This is a genomic window from candidate division KSB1 bacterium, assembly GCA_034506395.1.
Classification (GTDB): domain Bacteria; phylum Zhuqueibacterota; class Zhuqueibacteria; order Thermofontimicrobiales; family Thermofontimicrobiaceae; genus Thermofontimicrobium.
In genome coordinates, this window is the sequence record JAPDPQ010000031.1 from 45,907 (window position 1) to 64,699 (window position 18,793).

Annotated in this window: 13 protein-coding genes and 1 pseudogene; 3 read left to right on the forward strand and 11 right to left on the reverse strand. The window is 46.2% G+C overall.

From position 1 onward, the window contains the following. Nucleotides 1–4 precede the first annotated feature (4 nt). Together ONB37_16405 and ONB37_16410 are read right to left on the reverse strand one after the other, a co-directional pair. The gene (locus tag ONB37_16405) at nucleotides 5–1,621 is read right to left on the reverse strand and encodes a T9SS type A sorting domain-containing protein (protein MDZ7401739.1); all 1,617 of its coding nucleotides are present in this window, start codon (nucleotides 1,619–1,621) and stop codon (nucleotides 5–7) included. A gap of 768 nt (nucleotides 1,622–2,389) precedes the next feature. After that, on the reverse strand, nucleotides 2,390–2,560 hold the full coding sequence (locus tag ONB37_16410) for a hypothetical protein (GenBank protein MDZ7401740.1): 171 nt from the start codon (nucleotides 2,558–2,560) through the stop codon (nucleotides 2,390–2,392). A 400-nt stretch (nucleotides 2,561–2,960) separates the two neighbouring features. On the opposite strand from ONB37_16410, the gene ONB37_16415 reads away from it, so the two are divergent. After that, a complete protein-coding gene (locus ONB37_16415; GenBank protein ID MDZ7401741.1) occupies nucleotides 2,961–3,464 on the forward strand; it encodes a hypothetical protein in 504 nt (167 codons plus the stop codon). A 122-nt stretch (nucleotides 3,465–3,586) separates the two neighbouring features. Here ONB37_16415 and ONB37_16420 read toward each other — a convergent pair whose 3' ends face one another. The 9 genes and pseudogenes from ONB37_16420 to ONB37_16460 form a co-directional block, all read right to left on the reverse strand. Beyond that, nucleotides 3,587–5,041 carry a hypothetical protein gene (locus ONB37_16420; protein MDZ7401742.1) on the reverse strand — a complete coding sequence of 485 codons (1,455 nt, stop codon included), beginning with the start codon at nucleotides 5,039–5,041 and terminating at the stop codon, nucleotides 3,587–3,589. Between the two features lie 141 nt (nucleotides 5,042–5,182). Continuing rightward, entirely contained in the window at nucleotides 5,183–6,853 is a 1,671-nt protein-coding gene (locus ONB37_16425; protein MDZ7401743.1) for a hypothetical protein, read from the reverse strand. A 449-nt stretch (nucleotides 6,854–7,302) separates the two neighbouring features. Then, nucleotides 7,303–8,880: an FMN-binding glutamate synthase family protein gene (locus tag ONB37_16430; protein ID MDZ7401744.1), complete on the reverse strand. Its 1,578-nt coding sequence runs from the start codon at nucleotides 8,878–8,880 to the stop codon at nucleotides 7,303–7,305. A gap of 281 nt (nucleotides 8,881–9,161) precedes the next feature. After that, a complete protein-coding gene (locus ONB37_16435) occupies nucleotides 9,162–9,875 on the reverse strand; it encodes a 2Fe-2S iron-sulfur cluster-binding protein (GenBank protein MDZ7401745.1) in 714 nt (237 codons plus the stop codon). Nucleotides 9,876–10,177: 302 nt separating this feature from the next. Then, nucleotides 10,178–11,332, reverse strand: coding sequence for an FAD-dependent oxidoreductase (locus ONB37_16440; GenBank protein ID MDZ7401746.1), 1,155 nt, complete (start codon nucleotides 11,330–11,332; stop codon nucleotides 10,178–10,180). A gap of 72 nt (nucleotides 11,333–11,404) precedes the next feature. Further along, nucleotides 11,405–12,934, reverse strand: a pseudogene (locus ONB37_16445) (SLBB domain-containing protein). Between the two features lie 438 nt (nucleotides 12,935–13,372). Further along, the gene (locus ONB37_16450) at nucleotides 13,373–13,756 is read right to left on the reverse strand and encodes a (2Fe-2S) ferredoxin domain-containing protein (protein ID MDZ7401747.1); all 384 of its coding nucleotides are present in this window, start codon (nucleotides 13,754–13,756) and stop codon (nucleotides 13,373–13,375) included. 97 nt (nucleotides 13,757–13,853) lie between these two features. Continuing rightward, entirely contained in the window at nucleotides 13,854–14,330 is a 477-nt protein-coding gene (gene nuoE / locus ONB37_16455) for an NADH-quinone oxidoreductase subunit NuoE (GenBank protein MDZ7401748.1), read from the reverse strand. Nucleotides 14,331–14,445: 115 nt separating this feature from the next. Beyond that, on the reverse strand, nucleotides 14,446–15,108 hold the full coding sequence (locus ONB37_16460; protein MDZ7401749.1) for a flavodoxin family protein: 663 nt from the start codon (nucleotides 15,106–15,108) through the stop codon (nucleotides 14,446–14,448). 680 nt (nucleotides 15,109–15,788) lie between these two features. Here ONB37_16460 and ONB37_16465 point away from each other — a divergent pair. Further along, entirely contained in the window at nucleotides 15,789–16,886 is a 1,098-nt protein-coding gene (locus tag ONB37_16465; GenBank protein MDZ7401750.1) for a carbohydrate-binding family 9-like protein, read from the forward strand. 494 nt (nucleotides 16,887–17,380) lie between these two features. Continuing rightward, a partial coding sequence (locus ONB37_16470; GenBank protein ID MDZ7401751.1) for a sodium:solute symporter occupies nucleotides 17,381–18,793 on the forward strand: 1,413 nt, incomplete at its 3' end.

Below are 18,793 nucleotides of genomic sequence, written 5' to 3' on the forward strand. Positions count from 1 at the left end.
AATCTTATTTAATCAATAGCATTTTTATCCGCGAAAACGAACCCTGGGTGGCTGCCTGGCAGAAATAGATTCCAGAGGGGAGCGGCGTTCCATTGCGATCCTTACCGTGCCAAAGAAATTCATGTCGTCCCGAAGGAAGCAGCTCATCGACCAGCGTATCTACCAGCCTCCCCATCGCGTCGAAAATTTGTAACTTGATTTTGGTTGGGCGAGACAGATTGACGAGGATGGCGGTGGAGGCATTGAACGGATTTGGATAATTTTGCGGCAAGAAGAACTGATCTGGACTGAAAAGATTCAATTGGGAAATTTTTGTTGAGACGCCAAATGTATCAAGTTTCGCAGTGATCTCCACCGGAAAATTTAACTGAGCGCACAACAAAGATGCTTCATCTGGGCCAAAGTTCGGCGGGAGAAAGAAATTGTAATAGACCACATCCAACGTCGATTCCGCCGCTGCGTATTGCTCGATATGTTTCTGCAAAGAAAAACCATTATCCCCAAACGATAAACTGTCACCAGTATCCACTTTTAACCCAGGATCCGCTGTTTTTCCATCGCTATTATCATAGTAATAAAGCTCAATCTGATCTCCAAGAGGAGGGACGTAAAAGATGTTTAACATGGTGCCAGGATCGCCTGTGCCCATTGCCCAGTTCAGCATATCAGGGGTGCAAGCATGGTCGATCGCATCAGGCATTGCATCGATGATTGCTCCTGATCGGTTTGTCTCGCTATAAAATTTCATTCCTGTGCTATTGCGGTTAAAATCCCACGAAATCCGGAGCAAATCGACCTTTGCCCCAACATCGACAGCATCATCAATAGGGATTTCGACCAGTTTGAACGAACCATTCCAGGGATAGAAGAACGATGTCTGCGTGAATTTTTCATCAAAGTGCATTTGTTTCCAGTAAAACCGTCCATAAAGGTTGCGAATCACCCGCACCGGACCCACTTTGGCGTATGCGTATTGCATTTCTACATAATCTTCATGCAAAAACACGGGGACCACCAGAAGCCATCCCAATACCCGTATTTTAAGACGGTCGAAAATATCAGTATTGCTGCCCGATTTGATCAACACATCAGCCAACTGGCCGGTACGATTGAAGCCGACCTCGTAATTCAGTGAGTGGACACGATCTGAAGCCGCATCGTAGCGCATTTGATAAGGCTCGGGGATTGGCCCAGGGATCGTTGGCAGAAAATACAAATAAGCAAATCCATGCTTGCCATCCAATGGATCACAAAAGCGGAGTTCATAGCGCAACGTATCAGCTCCGACAAGCCACGACAGCGCTGACGCTTGATCGCCCAAATCTTTTAAAAGAAAAACCAATTCATCATCTTCATCAAGCCGACCAAATGAATCATCGGGCTTAAAATACATGGAATCCTGGTCTTTCGGATTTACTTCATCAAATTGAAACGGCATCATCTCCCATTTGTCGCTGCTGGATTGATAACGAAACAAGTAGAGATGGCTAATTTCAAAATTCAAGAAATGCGGTAGCGCCTCGCCCTTGATGACGACAGGCTCGTATGGCCGATCGAGTTGCGCAAAACTGGCTGTGACGCTCAGCACCCAGAGTATGATTAAAAAAATTATTGTTCTCATAACCCACCTCTCGATTGAAAAATTGCATCCCCGAAGAGAGTAGCAGGAACCAAAATTTGGCCTTCATTGAAGAACCCCCCTGCCGCTTCAACTGGTGGGAGAGCAATCGAATTTTCGCCGATTTCGAAAATAAATGATAGGTATTTCTGACAAGCCGTGTTATGGTGATCCAAACGGAACGACCGATAAGCGTGACGGCTCGAAAATTTAAAATCAAGAAATAATCTAATCAAATCCATTTAAAAAAGCAATGATTATTTTTATTAGGGAAAAATTGCAAGGATGGAAACTAGAATCGCAAGCGAACTGGATCGGTTTCGTTCCATTGTCAACATTATTTAATTGGCCAGTTGAACCCAAACTACCAGCACATTCATTCTACTGCTCATGCCCTTAAATATTCTAAATGAAACGAATTGGATCGCATGAATTCAAAGCAAGATGGAATTTGGATGGCATCATCAAAAATTGAAGATTCAATTGAGGTTCAAATTTCAAAAATGGGTTCAAAAAAAGCAAAATTCTCCTCTGGAGAAAGGTTTATTTAGAGCCTAAGTCAGGACTCAAATGATCGTACCCCCGCTTTTTTATTTGTTCCTTAAGCACGCGATAATCGCACACTTTCTGAAATCCATACGAAATTCTGGTCAGTCATCAGCGATCTTCGGCTGCGAATTTGCATTTATTTTGGCACAATTTTCCCGATCCTCCTGATTCCGAATGAATGACCAGCAATTATTGAACACTGACAACGCATTCTTATTTAGTTTAATCGTCATATTTTTTCGGTGGATTATATTCCTGATCATCTGTTTTCGGCTTTTGATCGTCTTTGTTTTGATCGATCAAGATATCTTTTACCTCATTGATCGAGAAACCGATATTCGCCTTTCGCAAAACATCGATGATGGTTTCGAAGATGGCCTTGTTGTCGTCCATGATGTGTCACCCCAGTTGTTATTGCATGATGCAGATTCGAATAAAGCCATTTATTAATCCAAATTGCCCAATTTTTTCAAATGAAAATTCATTGCAATTGTGAAATGCATTTCTCACCAATGCGTTTTTCGCTTGAATCAGCCTATTCAGATTTTATGATAAGTCGCATTGGCTTACAAATTTGCACTAATACATATCTGCAAGGCAGTCAGCTTGCTTAAAAATTTTATCTCACGATTGATTTTTTTTTAATGGCTCGAACAAAGGCTTTGACTTTTGCTTGGGTTTTTATTATATTGCTCCGTTAAAATTGAAACTAATCCGATCACGTTTTTGACGAAAATAATTTCATCTTGGTAAGTAGGTCCTCATAATAGCTAATGAATTTCATGGAGCCACCATGCGAATTATCAATCACATCCCTCTAATTATTATGGTTCTGTTTCTTATTGGAGTCTCTTGTCAGCAATCGGCTGACAAAAAATTAGCACAGTTCAATGATCAATTTTTTGCAAAGCACGTTCCAGAATTTCCTCAGGCACGATTGATGACGAAAGCGGACATTCCTGAACATTCGCGGAAATTTTTTGATGAGGCAGATGCAAAATTGCAAATGTTGCTGGATTTGAATAATAACAATGTACCAGAGTATATCATTTGTGGAGTGTCGCGGACCATGTTGGAGCGTGGAGAAAAAGCGCCGTACTTCGTCGCGATCTTCGAGAACACCGAACAAGGGATCGAGCGACGTTATTTGCAGAAACTTTTTGTTCCCCCAGTCGCGCTGCGCCCCTCAAAAAATCCAAATCGGAATGGTGTGTTGATCCTATTTTCGTTTTATAGCGACTACTCGGCTGAGATCTACTTCGAGAATGGGGAATATCAACTCGAGAAACTTTTTTGATGCGATGAATAAATTGTTGCGGAGTAATTATCGGCAAGGAAAGACAACGCTGGTGGTAAAAATTGTTAGCTGAGCCGAAGGCAAATTGAGCATCGTCCTCGCCCTTTTCGTTGATGCTTGGCTCAATCATATTGCTTGAGATTGTTGCCGTGTTCGTCGATCCACTTTTCCACTACGGCGGCTAACTTTTGCACCAATTTATATCCACTGCCATGAATTGGCCGGAATTGCTCTGCCAATTCGTTGTACCCTTTGCGATCCAGCCAAATCGAAAAAAAATCGTTATCGGAAAAATACTGGATCTTCTCTGGACTAACAGTTCGAAGCGTATGAAGCAAATCATTCAATGTGAAAATCTTGATATCATCGATGAGCAAGGGGGTAAAGTGCATGCGAATGATCTCTCGCCGGATGTAGCGCTGAAGGATCGAGACCAATCGCTGGCCTCGATCGCGTTTGGGACGCAGTTTATCGCCTAACTCACGGAAACCATGCATATAGAGCCAGGTAGAAAAGAAATCTTTCTCCCCATATACCTCCAAAAGGTCCCTTAATTGATTATCGGTTTCCGCCATAACAAGTACCTGGTACAATTGATGGATATTTTTCACCCGAAAATAAATCGAGCGTTGCTCATTTTGGATGACAAAATCTCCCATGCCGGTGTAATCGTGGATATATTGCTTTAAAATGTCCAAACTTCCAATATCTCCCTTGGGCATGATCAGGGCGTAATTCCTCAACTCTTCTCCCTCCTGAGCTTTAGAAGCGATAATGATTGGGATGCGAGGATAATAACGCTTAAGCAACTGGCAGAGATTGCGACCCGCTTCCGCATTGAGATCATCTCCTTTAGGAAAGAAAAAATCCGAGATGACACACACCACATCATCCCCATGCCCATGAAGATGATAATTGGTGCCGACAATCTCAGCTTCATGCTCCACACCGAATAAAAATTTCAGTGTTTCCTCGTAGGTCCGGGTCAACATCACATCGGCGCGCTGGCCAATGATTTCGTAAAGAACTGGCAGAAACTGGGAAAACCAACGCGGCTCGTCGTCGACAATCAGGAAAATAAACCGCCGCTCTTTAGAATATCTTTCGATGTTCAATTTGTCTTCAGCGCATCGCACAATCGCTGGCAATATGGTTGCTGGCCTTAAATCGGTTTGATTGTAAGCGAACACGAGATCGGCTCGTGCACAATAGGGAAATTTGTCTTGGGCAACTGAGGGTGGGGAACAATGGAGCGTCGTGTTGGCCGTTGCCAGCACCAGGACTCGGTCGTCTCTGGTGCGCCTGATCCGATCCGTATTCACAAGATTCATCCCCACATCATCGAAGATCAAAACGGAGGGGGAATCGGACTGGAAATTTGATGCGGAGATCGGATCGCGCAGCCAGACCACTTTGACCCAAGGCATGGTCTCCTGAAGTTGAAGCCCAGCGTTGCGAAGCTGTTCATCCGCTGAAAAAATTGCTGCTTGGTGGATCTTGACTGGATTAATGATCCGAGGGACGAATTCGAACTCCCGCATCCGATTGGGGTTGATTTTAAATTGCAATGCCGTCATCAGCCTCGCTCACCGTGATGATGAATGCTCATGAGACATTAAATCTACTATTTTTGGCTTCAAATAGATTCTCGAAAGTTAGGAGTCATGAATCATGCCATCGAGATGTAAAGATTCTCTGAATCGATCATCAATTACCGGTCATCCTCCTGAACCAGAACCCGCAAGAATGACGCAGCGCTGGTTCATCGAATCCGCATAGAGTGTCACCGGCGTCGGGAATTCCAGTTGATAAATTGGCGTACCGTCTTCGGGACCTGCAAAAAACCAGGGATCAATATAATCCTGGGTTGGAGCGATGAAGCCGTAGATGATATTATTGGCGACCAAATTGGTGAGAAAATGTGTCCCCTGCGTGCCATACATCCGCGTCTGCAGCCGACGCTGTTGTTCATCATGGCCGCCATGAAGCATATAGAGAAAATGGCTCCCATAGATCCCCCCGGTCAAATCATCAGCTTCAGGAAGCGGCTCAGACCGACCCGCAACGTCCACGCCATACTCGAACAACCCCACAGCGCCATCGACATCGCTGTACTCCACTTGAATCCCCCATTGTCGATTTTTAGTGCCCAAGCGCCCGGGAGCAATGATGATGTATCGAGCTTGTTCGGCTTTCAGCTTCCGGTTCAGTTCGTGCATCTCGCGACGGACACGGTCATGTTGTTCGATGGAATAGAGAAATGGAGAGACGACCACCGCATACTGAATTTCAGGGATAATGCCATGGCCTTGCAAATTGCTAATTGATAGATAGCAATTTTCCGTACCGTTCGGGATTTCAATGGTCTCAAATTTCATCGCTGGGAGCTGAGTCAATTGAACGACATGAAACTGCCCAGCCAACTGACCCCCATCGGCTTTCATGATGTTGAACACAAACTCGATCTGAAAATGGGAAGCAATTCGCCTGGCGATGGTCTCCATAATTTCAATCAGGCCCTGGCGAAAATCAAAGCGATCCTGTTGGATCAGCGCCTCCAGGGTGACGTAGTTTTTCTCCATCCCTAAAAACTGACAGTAATCACTTCGGGCGAAACGGACATGCAGTTTCTTCATGGTCTCCAACTCTTCGCCGCGCAGACCTTTGTTTTTGGTCAAATCAATCGCATAGAAAAAACTCTGCCCCGGCCCCAACAACTGGAGTGGGATGGGATTTCTAATGGTAACCATAGAGATCACTGGGAAATCGTCCAGCACTGTGGCATAACCATGACCCAATGCAATCCGAGCGAATCCCTCTTGAGGGTCTTGGGATTTTAATGCATAAGGGAAAAAGGAATTGGCCACGCCCGAAACAAGCGGATAATAAATCTCCCCTGCATCAGACTGATCATAGATCCCTGGGATTGGGTTGATTACAACGGCCATTTTTTCGCCGCTGTCTTCCGGCTGCTTATCGATAAAATCTTTATAGATGAAACCTATCGCTTGAACCAGTTGCTCGAATCGAACCGAAAAATCAGGGTGATTATTGGGCAGCATGAACGAGGCGTTTTCCCCGGCATGGACCGAACCAGGGCTTCCCGGCGTCACCCATGCTTCATTGGTCGCTGATGAACGCACGCTGATCGGCATGGTGCCCATGGCTTCCAAGATGCTTCGGATCGGTGCAAGCTCCTCCGCATCGAATTTACCACCCCGATCCATGTAGCGATCATAAAAGGTGGTAGTTAGAATCCGCGTGCTCAATTTATGGGCTCGGGCGATGTTGCACTCGTTGATCTTCACCAGCCCTTGGCCCTTGCCACCCAAAAGGCCATTGCCATAGATTTTCACATCCCCAACTTTTTCGACAATCGAAACGCTCATATGTATTTAGGAAATAGATGAACTTAATCCAATACACAACCCAATTGTTTGGCAACTTCCCTGGCAAATTTAGTTTTAAAGAACCTCAATGTAACTGGGTTCATTACACAGAGAACAAATTGTAATTGTGACCATCTCTCTTAAGATGCAGGGTTCAATTCATCCAAAAGCTAACAATGATTCGGAAATCTGCCCGTTAATCCATGGGTCATAGTGTCATTTTCTATTTTGCTGAATGCCATATATCAAATTTAAAAGGATATCCCAAAATATCAAGCAAATTTTTAAGCATAGAAGATGAATTGCCGATTCTGGCACCCGATCGATTGGTATGAATTCTTGCTGACCATCGATCGTCAGTAGGCAACTGATCCTAAAATTGAATGAAAAAGCCCCATCCCAGGAGATAGGGCTTTTCATCTTCTGCTCATTGTGTGAAGTCAACTGGTCTAGCTTTCTAAAATTCTCTCAGCCTCTTCTTTGTCGACATCCATCACATAGGTAATGCCACTGATTTCCGCAACTTCTTTGGTCAAAGATGCGATGTCACTTCGCTCGATATGATCCAGGGTGAATTTGCGGTTGCCGGTCATCAATTGGCGCAAGCCCTGAGCTAATCGTTCGAAATAAGTATAAAGCCCCAACGCGCCGGTCGGTACCTCTTTAAATGTATCGGCACCAAGTTCATGTTTGAGATCAACCGCAGTGACGAAGATCTCTTCCACGGTTGATCCGAAACGCTCGACGTACACTGGGATCATGCCCTCGTTAATGGCGCGACCAATGGTTTTGCCGACCATAGCTGCCGCTAAAGGCCCGCGCGCCATGCCCACCAATTTGAAATAGGGAGCTCCAAGCGCCAACGCTTTATAAATTTGATCCTCAAAAGTAATGCCACTGGCGACCGCGATGGCAGGAACATATTCACCCTTTTTCGCCAATCGATCCACATATTGATACAGCAACGAATGCAGCTCCACTGCTGGGATACCCCACTCGTTCATCATCCGCCACGGGCTCATGCCAGTTCCGCCACCTGCAGCATCCACCGTTAGCAGATCGATTCTGGCCTTTGAAGCAAATTTGACTGCACGAGCTAAGTCAGCCGGCCGATAGGCGCCAGTTTTCAGGAATACATATTTAGCCCCCACATCGCGAAGCTCTTGGACGCGCTGTAAAAAGCCCTCTTCGGTGACCATTCCCACGCGGGAGTGTCGCTCAAATTCCTTGAAAGCCCCTGCCTCAAACGCCCTGATCACTTTTTCATCCAATGGATCTGGCAATACGATATAGCCGCGTTTTCTCAACAGTTGGGCTTTGGCTAAATTTTTGATTTTCACCTCACCGCCAATATCCTTGGCGCCCTGTCCCCATTTCAATTCCACTGCCTCGACGCCCAATTCTCGAATGCCGTATTCCTGAGCCCCTAATCGAGTGTCCTCCACATTGGCTTGCAAAACAATGACTCCATAGCCATCCCGCTGCCATTTTTGATACAATTTCACCCGGCGCTCCAACTCTGGCGATCGCTTCACCTTGCCATTTACGATTTCTGCATCCACATCCATGCCGACGACATTTTCCCCAATGGTCAATCCTGTGCCTGCCAGCGCTGCACCAATCGCTAATCCATCCCAATTATTATGGGCAACGTTGGTAGAGCCCAGCCCAGGAATGATGATCGGGAGCTTAAATTTTAAGCCATTGATGTGCCGTTCTAAGTTCACATTGGGGAATATGGCTTTATCGCTATCCGCCTCGATACCATGAGCACCAACGATTGTTCCTAATATGGTGAAATGGGAATAATCGACTGGGTAATCCTTCTCCGAAGCCGTGGTGATGATGCCGAATGGCTGGGGGTAGATCACTTCATGTCCCCGATAGGCCGATTTGCCAATTTCGCACATGCCAATACAGCCATCCACGCAGGTAACGCACATGCCGCTTGGCGGCACAATGGAATCTTCCGTTCTATTTTTGGTCAATGTTGCCGCAGATCGATTAATTTTGGTTAACGATGGCATCGCAACTCTCCTTAATTGTTTATTCTATTCTCGAAACCCATTTCTCATCGAAATTTTTATCCAAAACCACCTGCTTTTATGTCGATAACACTCCGGGATCTTCATTTTGAGGCATGCTTATTTCTACCGATTGATTCCTGATTACTGGTACCTGATTACTGATCACTGATTACTGATCACTGATCACTGATTACTGATTACTGATTACTGATCACTGATTACTGATCACTGATCCCCGATCACTAACCGCCGTTTATCAGCCACTGATCCGCAACCCGAGCTCATCGGACCAAGACTTCCTTCACTTTTTTCGGCACTCGTCTCGACTCCTTTTCACATGCCACGCAGGGATCCAAATAGCACATCTGATCATCAAAATAGTTGACGCAGGGCGGTTCCAAATTCGCACAAGCGTTACAGATCGCCCCAGTTTCTCTGGCGTTCGGTCCGATGCACCGGGTCTGGCAAGCTGGACAAACATAGATACAGCCACCACATAAACGACATTCTTCGGATCTTATATCAAAAGGTGTGGTGATATGCCGTTCGGTGCCTCTGCCTACAAAACCGATCGCCTTCCCTTTCATTTGCTCGGCACACATTCGAACACAGAGGCCGCAGTTGATGCAATCGTTGTATTCCTGTTTAAAGCGAACTTGATGAACGCCATGTTTCGAGGCTAAATCTTGAATCACTTTGGATGTCGGGCAGGCGGCCAAGTGCAACTCGATGATCATCTTTCTGGCTTTCAAGACCCGCTCAGAATGAGTATAGACTTTTAATCCTTCTGTGGCTGGATAGGTGCATGAAGCGACCAATTTGGTGTTCGGTCGCTCTCCAATCTCGACCACGCATAACCGACAAGCACCGTAAGGGCTCAGACCATCATGATAGCAGAGTGTGGGGATGTGGATACCCAAAAACCGCGCGCTCTCCAATAATGTCGTCCCTGGGTCAACCTCCACATCGATACTGTTAATCTTGAGATGGACCATAAGATTGCTTCCTTTTCACATTTATATATATTGCCTCAATATTTCGATTAGTGAGCTGTTTAATTTGACTCAAACGAAAACTGCGAGGGAAGCATCCGCCAAATGACGAGGAAGCTGATTTAGGTAACATTGTCCAATGCCTGCTTTGACCAAAAAATTCTGACTTTCATGAATCTATCAAACCATATCATTGCTCAATTAGAAAATCTTAGCTCTTCCTCGATCCAATTTAAATTTAGAATGGATGAATTCCTGTTTCAATCGCAATGGAAAAGGCTCGAAGCTGAATGCGATCAACTCCGTTATCTTTGTTGCGTCAAATAAACTTCCATATCGCAGCGGAGACAGCGACTGGCCTCTTTCATAGCCATTTCTGGGGTATAAACTTGTTCGACCTCGTCAAAGCCCTTGATCCGCATTTCCAATGGAATTCTCTGTGGCTTGATGAGATGAAGATCCACGGGCTCGGCATCGGGATCAAAGGGGACATCGGCTGGTTTATGGACCCGCCAGGGATAAATCTTTCCCTCATCTCCAGAAAGGAAACGATCGATCGATTCAGCGATCCGCTGACCAGCTCCCACCGCTTTGATCACGGTGGCGGGTCCTGTCGTCACATCCCCACCAGCGAACACGTTGGGAATACTGGTCTGGCCATCTTTATTCACTTTGATCGTTCCATCCTCCCAGGTTTCGACATCGAGCCCAGCGAATAACTCTTTCACATCAGCAAACTCACCGATGGCCGGGATGACGACGTCGACCTCGAAAGTGAACTCCGAGCCCTTCCTTGGCACGGGCTTCCGGCGACCATCCTTTCCAAAGATATCTAGGTCCATTCGAATACATTGGAGCGCTTTTACCTTACCGTTTTCACCGATGATCCGCACAGGTGCCGTTAGCGTCTCTAATTTAATTCCCTCCTCAAGGCTATCTTCGATCTCATCGCGAAACGCTGGCATCTCATCACGGGTTCTTCGGTAAATGATGGTGACTTCTTTTGCACCGAGCCGCACACATGTGCGAGCCGAATCAACAGCAGTATTTCCACCGCCAATGATGGCGACTCGTTTGTCTTTCACAAAAGTAGGTTTTCCAAGCTTCACATCGCGCAGAAAATCTACCCCTTGAAAAACACCTAACAGATCTTCTCCCTCGATCCCCAACGAACGATCACCATACATGCCCACCGCCACAAAAAATGCAGCGTAACCATCTTCCATCAATTTTTTAAACGGAATATCGACCCCGATCTTTGTATTCAATTTGATCTCTACTCCCAGGTCCTGGATGGCCTGGATCTCACGCTGAAGCACGTCTTTGGGCAGACGGCTGGCAGGAATGGTTTCAGCCAACATTCCACCGGCCACCTCATGCGCTTCGAACACTGTCACAGGATAACCAAGCCGAGCTAAGAAATATGCGGCACTTAATCCAGCGGGACCACCTCCGATCACGGCAATCCGGTGTGGCTGCTTGGTCGCTGCTACTGGGATCTTCGGGATCGTCTTGGCATATTGATAAATATAATCCCCAGCGAACCGTTTCAGCGCGCGGATCGCCACCGTTTCATCGATCTGGTTGCGACGACATTTGAATTGGCAAGGATGATCACAAACTCTCCCGCAAACCGAGACGAATGGATTCGTATTTAATATTTCGAGATAAGCGTCTTCATACCGGCCAGCAGCGATGTAGGCGATATAAGCAGGAGCATTGGTCCCAGCAGGGCAGACATTTTGACAGGGTGAAATGTAGAGCGAGCGACAGACGCTGGCAGAACAATGTTTATCAACGATATGTTCGATATATTCATTTCGAAAGTAGCGCAACGTGCTGAGCACTGGATTGGCGGCGGTCTGACCCAAACCGCATTGAGTTGTATCTTTCACCACTTGGGCTAGCTCCTCAAGCAACGCCAATTTCTCCATCGTGCCTTTGCCCTCGGTGATATCGGTGACGATCTCGAGCATCCGTTGAATCCCCCAGCGACAGGTGGAACATTTGCCGCAGGATTCATCCTGCAAAAAGGTGAGAAAATATCTTGCCACATCCACCATGCAGGTGTCTTCATCCATCACCACCATGCCACCAGAGCCCATAATTGATCCAGCTTCGGCTAATTTTTCATAATCAACGGGAAGATTCAGAAGCTCAATGGGCAAGCAACCACCAGATGGACCACCGGTTTGCACCGCCTTGAACTTTTTGTTGTTGGGAATGCCACCCCCGATGTTAAAAATGATATCGCCCAGCGGAATTCCCATAGGCACTTCAACAAGCCCCGTGTTTTTGATCTTGCCGACCAGAGAAAAGATCTTGGTCCCTTTGCTCTTTTCCGTACCAAGGCTCGCGAACCATTGGGCGCCGCGATTAATGATGTGCGGCACATTGGCCCAGGTCTCAACATTATTGATGTTAGTCGGCTTGCCCCATAATCCACGCTGGATTGGGAATGGGGGTCGCTGCCGCGGCTCTCCCACTCGGCCTTCGATAGAGGCGATCAACGCCGTTTCCTCACCACAAACAAATGCGCCAGCACCACATACCACATGCAGCTTAAAATTCAATCCAGTCCCTAAAATGTCCTCTCCCAACAACCCATATTCCTCAGCCTGACGGATGGCGATATTGATCCGTTGCACCGCTAAAGGGTATTCCATTCGAACGTAAATATAACCCTCATCAGCGCCGATCGCATAGGCACCGATAATCATCCCTTCCAGCACAGAATGTGGATCAGATTCCAGCACACTGCGATCCATGAACGCACCGGGATCGCCTTCATCCGCATTACAAATGATATATTTTTTATTGCCAGGAGATTTTCGGCATAATTCCCACTTAAGGCCTGTGGGGAACCCAGCTCCACCGCGACCCCTGAGCCCAGACGCTTTGATTTCCTCGATAATCTGCTCGGGGGTCATCTGGGTCAAAGCCTTAGCTAACGCTTCATATCCACCAAATGCAATGTATTCGTCAACCTTTTCAGGGTCTATCCTGCCCCGGTTTTTTAAGACAATCAATCGTTGATGCTTAAAGAACTCAATCTCACTCATGGTCGGAACCGGTTCCTTTGCCTTATCAGGAACATACATCAGCCGTTTGACCGGTCGGCCCTTGAGAAAATGCTCTGAAACAAGCTCCGGAATATCCTCTTCCCTTAGCTGTTGGTAAAAAATCCCCTCTGGTTGCACTACAGCAATAGGTCCGCGCTCACAAAATCCATTGCAACCTGTGGTAACGACAATGATTTCTTGATCCAAGCCTAGTTTCCTCAGTTCACCCTCTAGGGCGGCCTTCACTTGAAATGACCTATTCGAAACGCAACCAGTCCCAGCGCACATCAAAACATGAGTTCGATAGTGTCCCAAGTTCATCTCCTCATCTGATTTTTATATGAGAATAAAAGCCGTTATTAAGTGATTTTGGTGATTGGATTGAACGAATTTTCAGGTGCACATTGAAGCCTCAGCACCAGAGAATATAGTTATCGATCAATAAGTCCGTTCACTGCCGATGGCTAAGGCGTATTTTGATACAATATTGCCACCAATAATATGCTCATCAAAAATCTTTTTCACCTTCTCCTTGGTCAAATCTACGTATTTGACAGGCGGTTGGCCGAGCAATTCCACCGTAGCCATGGGCTCGCGGCTGCATAACCCAGCACATCCACTAGTGGTGACAATGACATCTTTAATTCCCCGAGACTCAATCTCGTTCATCACCGCCTCCATGATCTCACGAGCACCAGAGGCAATTCCGCATGTTCCCATGTGCACAGTAATCTTGGCTCTTCCATGCCCCTCGCGAAGTATCACCGTCCCTCGAGCCTGCTCTCGGATTCTTTTCAAATCTTCAATAGTTAGCTTTGGCATGGTTCGCTCCTTTATTCATCCTTGGCATTCAAAAAAAATAAAAGTGACCCTTAAAAACGACTCAAGTGAAACAGGGTCACACCTCGCAATATTATAATTATTGAGACGCTGCCGTGCCATTATCACTGTATTTGGCGAGAATCGCTGCAACCTTTTGAACCCGTGTGTTTCCGTGGTAATCCTGATCCACTACTACGATGGGGCCCAACGCACAAGCGCCCAAACAGTTCACTGTTTTAAGCGTAAACTGGTTATCCGGCGTCGTCTCCCCTGCTCTGATCCCTAGCCTTCGCTCTAACTCATCCAACACACGATGCGAACCCCTCACATGACACGCTGTTCCAAGACAGCATTGAATTAAATGCTTTCCTCGCGGTTTCAAACTAAAGGCATGATAGAATGAAGCAATGCTATAAATATCTATTAGTGGAATGTTTAATTTTTGTGCAACATAGCGGAGTGGTTGTTCAGGTAGGTAGTTATATTGGGCTTGAATCTCATGCAAAATTGAAATGATGCCAGCCCGGGTGCTTCCATTGGCTGCGATGATCTCATCTAATTTTGCCGTTTCCATGAATCACCCTTTCATTATTATGATTTCCTTGATTCCGGAAAAACATTATTAGGCGAATCACGGATAGTAGTATACAATTTTTTTTTAAAAGATGCAACGGTTTTTTTCAAAATTTTTAGCTCCATTTAGCGAGGTTTTTCCCTAGCTGATAGCACTGAGCCAGCAATTCTTGATTTTTCCTATAGTCCTCAGCAACGAATTCGAGCGGTAATTTCAGCTTTGTATATAGCTCCTGTAGCTGTCCTTCGGTCATTCGGACTTGATTGATCACAGCCAATCGAGTACCAACCACAACCGTTAGCCGGTTTTGTTCTCCCAATACCTCAATCATGAACTGGAACAAATCGATGATGGGTTGAGCATCATCTGGCGCAGGAGATCCAAGGCATAAGATCAAAACAAAATGCTTTCGCCATTGATGCCAGGGAGTGTGCTGCAATCCGCTTTCAGTGATGCGAACTTCCATAAACGACCGAAACCGATCCAATATTTTTTTCAGTGGAGCGGAAAGATGATGAAAATAAACTGGAGAACCGAATATGAGCGCATCTGACTCTATAATCTTTTGGCTCAGCTCTGGCCATTCATCATCTCGAAGAACACAATGGCGAACTAGATTACATTTCAGACAGCCTGTACAATATCGAATATTTGCCTGATAGGCGATAATTTGATCCACTTGAGCCCCGACATCGGTTGCACCGCGCATAACCTCCTGAAGCAATGCCGATGTATTGCCGTTACTCCGAGGACTCCCATTGAAAATCAGCACCTTCATATGTCTTTCCTTTTTCGGGTCAATCGATGGCCTCTGCTGGCAGATCCCAGCACGCTTAAACGGGAAAAATATGCCCTTACCCTTCATCAGCGTGTCCTTTTCAACGTCTCGCTAAATTAATCAAATTGCACTTCATTTTCAATCTTTTTATTTGAATCAACAAAGAGTTTGCACCCAACCAGAAAAACATTGACAATTCAGAATTATTTTTTTACTTTTGCTTGAAACGAATTCGATGTGCGGTAGATTAAGATGAACTCTTCGGGTCATTTTCTTGTGTTTTATTATGAGTCCTGATTGGCATTGGGGAATTATCGCTTGGATTCTTTCCTAACACAGTTTTTAAATTGAATCTTTAGGGGGCAAATAATCATGGCGGTAAGATTTATCCTTGGTCAAGGATTTGGATACCAAAAAAATCACCAGGTCCCTCGAAAATAAAATATGCATCGCTTATTTTAGGGTCTTTGAGATTGCATCGAAAAATCGATTTCTATAAAATCTCTTTTTGCACCAGTTAAATTTGAAAAGATAGATTCATTTTCAGATCTCCAGGTTAGGGTAATTTTGGTTTCGATAATTCCTATTTCTATTCCCCTTCTTATAGGTTACCGACCGGTATAGTTGAGATTGAGCTGCGCAAGAGATCAAATTATCAATGCGCGAATATGGAGGATAAAGTGGTTAGAACGTTGATCATGAACTTCGGAATATTGTTCTTCTTTGGTGGTTACAGCCTTTCCTCTTCCCAACCGAAACAAGCTTTTCCCACACCCAAAATCCCATTCAATCCCAAACATTATATCTGTTATCAAGCCAATTTTCCATTAAAAATCGATGGCAAGCTCGATGAACCCATCTGGCAGCAGGCCGACTGGACCGATGATTTCGTGGACATCGAAGGCGATCTGAAGCCCAGACCCCGCTTTCGCACTCGGGCTAAGATGCTGTGGGATGCGGACTATTTCTACGTCGCCGCTGAGCTGGAGGAGCCCGACATCTGGGCGACCTTGACTGAGCGGGATGCGGTGATTTTTTATGACAATGATTTTGAGATCTTCATCGATCCTGACGGTGATACGCACGAGTATTATGAGTTCGAGATGAATGCCTTCAACACGGTCTGGGACCTGCTATTGATCAAGCCGTATCGAGACGGCGGGCCTGCGGTGAATGCCTGGGATATACAGGGATTGAAAACAGGCGTTTTTATCGATGGAACGATCAATCAGCCTGGGGATCGGGATAAATTCTGGTCGGTGGAAGTTGCCCTGCCGTGGCAGGTGCTCAAGGAATGTGCCCATCGGGATACGCCACCGAAAAATGGCGATCAGTGGCGGGTCAATTTCTCACGGGTGGAATGGCAGGTGGAAGTGAGCGATGGCAAGTACCGCAAGGTCGTCAATCCTGCCACGGGCAAGCCGTTTCCAGAGGACAACTGGGTTTGGTCGCCGCAGGGATTGATCAATATGCACTACCCCGAGATGTGGGGCTTTGTGCAATTCTCCGATAAAATCGCTGGTCAGGAGAAGGATGAATTTCAATTTGATCCAAAAGAAACGGCCAAATGGACGTTGAGGCAGATTTATTATCAGGAGCGAAATTATTTCGAGCAATTGGGTAGATACACTGATGAATTATCCAAATTGAATTTAAAGAAAGCGGATCTGAATTTGCCAAGCACGATTCATACAACCCCGAATCTGTTTGAAGCAACCTTAAAAACAGGGGAACAGGAAATACGGATTACGCAGGATGGCAGAACGATGATAAAATAGCTCTGCAGATTTAAAAATAAAACCCATTCAAAAGTAAGATTTAAAAATGGTCTCAGAAATGAAAGGTCTCAGAAAAAAAAATTAAAATCCAATTCTATGGCCTTTCATTTCTGTGACCAAATTGAACAGGCCTCAGAATTGAAAGGTCTCAGAAAAAAACAGAATCCAATTCTGTGGCCTTTCAATTCTAAAACTCGTGTTCTGCAATGTTAAAATTTGATTGTCATTCCGAACGGAGCGCAGCGGAGTGAGGAATCTTGATATTAATTAAACAAGCAGATTCCTCGCTTCGCTCGGAATGACCTTTCCTTCTGGTTATTAGAATCCTACTGATTCCATCGCTTGGAGCGATGGCATCAGTAACCAATTCTGTGTCCTTTCATTTCTGTGACCAAATTGAACTGGTCTCAGAAATGAAAGGTCTCAGAAAAAAACCTAAAATTCAATTCTGTGGCCTTTCATTTCTGTGACCACCAATCATTTAGGAGGTGACCTTGAATCTGACCTGGCTGGATTGGGCAATTGTGGCATTCATTCTCACGTTTCTGATCAGCTTCGTGATCATCAGTAAAAAATACATGCAGAGCGTGGCTGATTTTCTCTCAGCGGGACGCTCGGCAGGGCGCTATCTGGTGAGCGTGGGCCAATACATGGCGGGGCTCGGCTCCATCACCATCGTCGCCAACTTCGAGATGAACTACGTGGCTGGATTCGCCATGACCTGGTGGGGGTTCATCATGGGCGTAGTCGTTTTGATCCTGACGGTTTCAGGCTGGGTCGTCTATCGCTTCCGCCAGACCCGTGCCCTGACCATGGCGCAATTTTTTGAAATCCGTTACAGCCGCAATTTCAGAATCTTTGCGGGAATGCTCGCCTTCCTGTCGGGCATCATCAATTTTGGCATCTTCCCCGCCGTGGGCGCTCGGTTTTTCATCTACTTTTGTGGCTTGCCACAGACCATTCCCATTTTTGGCATTGACATCTCGACCTTCGCCCTGATCATGATCATCATCTTGGGGCTGGCGCTGTTCTTCGTGTTCTCTGGCGGGCAAATTGCCGTGATGATCACCGACTTTTTGCAGGGGACATTTGTCAACATCGTTTTCATCACCATTCTCATCTATTTGATGCTGACGATTGACTTCTCAAAGATTTTCGAAGCACTCCAAAGCGCCCCAGTCGATAAGTCCCTCATCAATCCGTTCAAAACCAGCAAGGTCGAAGGATTCAATATCTGGTATTTTTTGATCGGCGTGTTCGGTGCCATTTACAGCACTCTGTCCTGGCAGGGGACGATGGCCTACAATGCTTCGGCCAAAAGCGCCCATGAGGCGAAGATGGGTAGCGTGCTTTCTAACTGGCGGGGCATTCCCATGTCGCTGCTGTTTCTGTTTGTTCCCGTCTGCGCCTACACAATCATGCACCATCCTGACTTTCTGAATCATGCCACGGCGGTCAATTCGGTATTGAGCACGGTCGATTCCAGAGCCGTCCAGAGCCAGTTGACCGTGCCGTTGGTGCTGACCAGGCTCTTCCCCATCGGGCTCATGGGCGCATTTACCGCCGTGATGCTGGCGGCCTCCATCGGCTGCATCGATACCTATCTGCATTCGTGGGGCAGTATCTTTATCCAGGATGTGATTCTGCCGTTGCGGAATAAGCCGCTCCCCAAAGAGCAGCACATTCGTGCCCTGCGGCTGTCGATCTTTGGCGTGGCGGTGTTCATCTTTTTGTTCAGTTTGCTATTTCAGCAGAGCGAATATATCCTCATGTTTTTCGCCATCACGGGCGCCATTTATGCAGGAGGCTCAGGTTCCGTCATCATTGGCGGACTGTATTGGAAGCGGGGCACCACCGCTGCCGCCTGGGCGGCCATGATCACAGGTTCATCCATCGCCGTCAGCGGG

Coding starts and splice junctions, on each gene's coding strand:
- ONB37_16405 (MDZ7401739.1), bottom strand. CDS start 1,621: ATGAGAACAATAATTTTTTTAATCATACTCTGGGTGCTGAGCGTCACA.
- ONB37_16410 (MDZ7401740.1), bottom strand. CDS start 2,560: ATGGACGACAACAAGGCCATCTTCGAAACCATCATCGATGTTTTGCGA.
- ONB37_16415 (MDZ7401741.1), top strand. CDS start 2,961: ATGCGAATTATCAATCACATCCCTCTAATTATTATGGTTCTGTTTCTT.
- ONB37_16420 (MDZ7401742.1), bottom strand. CDS start 5,041: ATGACGGCATTGCAATTTAAAATCAACCCCAATCGGATGCGGGAGTTC.
- ONB37_16425 (MDZ7401743.1), bottom strand. CDS start 6,853: ATGAGCGTTTCGATTGTCGAAAAAGTTGGGGATGTGAAAATCTATGGC.
- ONB37_16430 (MDZ7401744.1), bottom strand. CDS start 8,880: ATGCCATCGTTAACCAAAATTAATCGATCTGCGGCAACATTGACCAAA.
- ONB37_16435 (MDZ7401745.1), bottom strand. CDS start 9,875: ATGGTCCATCTCAAGATTAACAGTATCGATGTGGAGGTTGACCCAGGG.
- ONB37_16450 (MDZ7401747.1), bottom strand. CDS start 13,756: ATGCCAAAGCTAACTATTGAAGATTTGAAAAGAATCCGAGAGCAGGCT.
- nuoE (MDZ7401748.1), bottom strand. CDS start 14,330: ATGGAAACGGCAAAATTAGATGAGATCATCGCAGCCAATGGAAGCACC.
- ONB37_16460 (MDZ7401749.1), bottom strand. CDS start 15,108: ATGAAGGTGCTGATTTTCAATGGGAGTCCTCGGAGTAACGGCAATACA.